Source organism: Xanthomonas cucurbitae (genome assembly GCF_002939885.1).
GTDB classification, from domain to species: domain Bacteria; phylum Pseudomonadota; class Gammaproteobacteria; order Xanthomonadales; family Xanthomonadaceae; genus Xanthomonas; species Xanthomonas cucurbitae.
Window position 1 is genome coordinate 1 of sequence record NZ_MDED01000178.1, and the last position, 260, is coordinate 260.

At 67.7% G+C, this 260-nt stretch carries 1 pseudogene; it reads right to left on the reverse strand.

Going from position 1 to position 260, the window contains the following annotated elements:
- A pseudogene (locus tag XcuCFBP2542_RS19695) lies at positions 1 to 260 on the reverse strand (IS3 family transposase); the annotation flags it as partial.

The following is a 260-nucleotide window of genomic DNA, read 5'->3' on the forward strand; positions in this document are numbered from 1 at the left end:
CCTTGATCTGCCAGCCGGGGCACGATCTGCGAGGGGGGCAGGCTCTGGTAAGCGGGCTGGTTGGCGACGGCCATGATTCGCTCCTTATCGACGCAGCTCAGCGCATGCGGGCAGTGCTTGGCCGCGCCTTTTCGAGCATCCACCAGCGTGCTGGCACCGCGCCAACGACGCAGCGTGCGGCAGCTGATGCCCAGCACCTGGCATGCCTTGATCTCGCGGGCACCGGCGGCCACTGCCTCGGCGATCAACGTGACGGCTCT